Genomic DNA, 3,089 nt, shown 5'->3' with positions numbered 1-3,089 from the left:
TGGGTAAAATTAGGGTATTGCCTGTATGTTACAACGCCTTTTTCTTCGATTAAGAACCGTTCAAAAAATGCATCAACTTCTTCAAGAGAATGGAATAATATTTCTTTCGATTCTTCACTCATATTCTACCTTTTCGGCATTGCTTGGTAAGTTTTTCCGTTTAGCAGGATTCCATTTTAGAATTCACATTTTTTTTTATTATAATATATCCTTTTTTTGCTGTTAAGTGATATAACCTTGAACACCAAGCAACCTGGTTTGACATCTTATAGTCCACCAGTGTCATGAAAAATAGTGAAAAACGCAAAAATCAAACATTTTGTCCCAAAATACTTGACTTTTGTCCCAATATTGTTTATATTAAGGAACAAGGTAGGTCAAGTCCATGAAAAAGAAAAATGTCATCAATCTGATTCGCTATTACGCCGAGAAAAACGACCCCGCATTCCGCGAGGAGGCGTACGAAATTGCCCGGGATTTTGACGCTAGCGGCGATTTTCAGCTTTCGGAATACATCATGGCCCTTATGTCCAGCGCGAACGCCTTTGTGCCGCAAATGCACGAAGACCAGATGACCTTTTTCCGCAAGGTCGCCCCTTCGCACGATTCGCTGCCGCTCCCCACGCCCATTGAAAAGGATGTTCTCGGAATCATCAACGCCATCCAGCGGAACATGGGAATCAACAAGTTCCTGTTCCAGGGCGCACCCGGAACAGGCAAGACCGAATCCGTACGGCAAATCGCCCGCATTCTGGAGCGCGACCTATTCTGCGTCGATTTCGACACCATCATCGACAGCAAACTCGGTCAAACACAAAAGAACATCGCCGCATTGTTCGATGAACTGAACCATTTTGCACACCCCGAAAAAATTCTCGTCCTGTTCGACGAGATCGATGCTATCGCTCTCGACAGAACCAACTCTCACGACCTTCGCGAAATGGGCCGTGCTACGTCGGCTATCCTCAAAGGCTTTGACAACCTCAACGAGCAGATTACCATCATCGCCACCACAAACCTTTTCAAGCACTTTGACAAAGCGCTTTCCCGCCGATTCGATTTAATTGTCGATTTCAACAGATACACGCAAGAAGACCTGCAAGAAATCGCAGAATCTATTTTGAACAGTTTCTTGACCAAGTTCAAAATTGCAGGGCGAAACACGAGGCTGTTCTTCAAGATTATCAGCAAGAACGGAAGCCTCCCCAATCCAGGCGAACTCAAGAACATCATCAAGACCGCAGTCGCCTTCAGCGACACAAGCGTTGAAGGCGATTACCTTAGACGCCTGTACGAAAAATTCATCGGCCACATTCCAAGCGATTTGCAGCAATTACAGGAACAAGGTTTCACCGTCCGCGAAATCGAAATACTTTCTGGCGTTTCAAAAAGCCAAGTAGCCAGAGCTTTACAAGGAGATAAATAATGAATGACGTTCTCCTTTTAAAAGGGCGGTTTGAACACGCCCCCAACCCGACGATGCCGGGTGCACCCAAGCTCCCCAGCAAAAGCCATGTAACGGCAGAGCATGTCGGCCAGCTGATTCAGGAACTTAAAATCGAGCAATCAAAATGGTTGCACGATCCAACGCTGCCTAAAGCGCTATTGGACGTGCATTATAACCGCATTATCGCCAAAAGCAACCGTATGCATAGCATCTTTGCATTCGATTGCGACGAGCATATTGTAGGTGCAAAATTTGACAAGACAAAAACGAAACACATCATCACCTACTGCTTTGACAAAGGCGAATTCACCAAGGCGATAGAGCGCCTAGATGACTGCCAAAAAATTATTGAAAACAATTTCGGCGGAGAAGTCACCGCCGAAGATCTAGAGCAATTATCTACGGACACATGGTCAATCAAAGTTATGCACAAAACGCCATTTATGCAGTGCGTAAAAGATTGTTTTTATATAAGTCATTTTGCAAAAGACCGCGCTCCGAAAAATTTAGACGAAACCTCCCTTATTTCCATTTATGACATCGGTGAAGATGCTGTCGATTTGCTGAGAAGTTTCGGCATCGTCATAACTAACGACAGAATCATCAATGGAACCACATTGCAATTAAATCCTCATGAAGTAAGCATCTTGAACAACAAGGCGCCTTACCTTATTGCAATGGCCGTTTCAGATATTTCCAAATACACTAAAGACGATTTTGAAACCGCCGAAGGTGTAAAGCCTCGCATTGCCGAGCCAACAAATGAACCGATTATCGGCGTCATTGATACCGTTTTCGATACAAACGCCTATTTTTCAAAATGGGTTGATTACGTCAACACTGTCCCCGATGAAATCGAAATCAAAAAGGAAGATTCCGAACACGGAACCACGGTTTCTTCAATCATTGTAGATGGCCCGGCACTCAATCCAGAACTTGATGATGGATGCGGACGCTTTCGCGTAAAGCATTTCGGCGTTCTCGCAGGAAATGTCGGTAGCACGTTTACCATATTAAAGACCATCAGGCAAATTGTCTCGGAAAATAAGAACATCAAAGTTTGGAATCTCTCGCTCGGTTCAAAGCAAGAAATTCCTGAAAACTACATTTCTCCAGAAGCAGCCATCCTTGACAAAATCCAGTATGAAAATGATGTAACATTCATCATCGCAGGAACAAACAAGGATGTCGGCGAGAATGGAGAAAAGCGAATTGGAGCACCGGCAGATTCCATCAATTCCATTGTTGTAAATTCGGTAGATTTTGAAAAGAAACCAGCGTCCTACACGCGTACTGGCCCCGTTCTTTCGTTCTACAACAAGCCCGACCTCTGCTATTATGGTGGTGACTATAAGAAAAAAATGGTTGCATATGGTCCTAAAGGCACAACGCTAGTTTCTGGAACATCGTATGCAGCGCCATGGATTGCCCGAAAAATGGCCTACTTGATTTATGTCATGGGCTTGCGTCGCGAAGTCGCCAAAGCGATGCTTATTGATTCTGCTGCCGGATGGACTCCAAACGAAGAATCATCGACAAAAATCGGCTATGGTGTCGCACCTAGAAAAATTGATGACATTATTCGCAGTAAGGATGACGAAATCCGATTCATTTTAACGGGCGAATCTCGGCAATACAATAC

The 3,089-nt window shown here is 44.3% G+C and carries 2 protein-coding genes; both read left to right on the top strand.

Annotated features, from left to right (window positions below; genetic code table 11):
• The first annotated feature begins 385 nt into the window (after window positions 1–385).
• A complete protein-coding gene (locus IKG78_RS17895) occupies window positions 386–1,426 on the top strand; it encodes an AAA family ATPase (RefSeq protein WP_290946021.1) in 1,041 nt (346 codons plus the stop codon).
• A partial coding sequence (locus IKG78_RS17890) for a S8 family peptidase (protein WP_290946019.1) occupies window positions 1,426–3,089 on the top strand: 1,664 nt, incomplete at its 3' end. The genes IKG78_RS17895 and IKG78_RS17890, both read left to right, overlap by 1 nt.

Source organism: Fibrobacter sp. (assembly GCF_017545445.1).
Taxonomy (GTDB): Bacteria; Fibrobacterota; Fibrobacteria; order Fibrobacterales; family Fibrobacteraceae; genus Fibrobacter.
The sequence above is the reverse complement of the archived record's forward strand: the minus strand, read 5'-3'. Positions and strand labels throughout refer to the sequence as shown.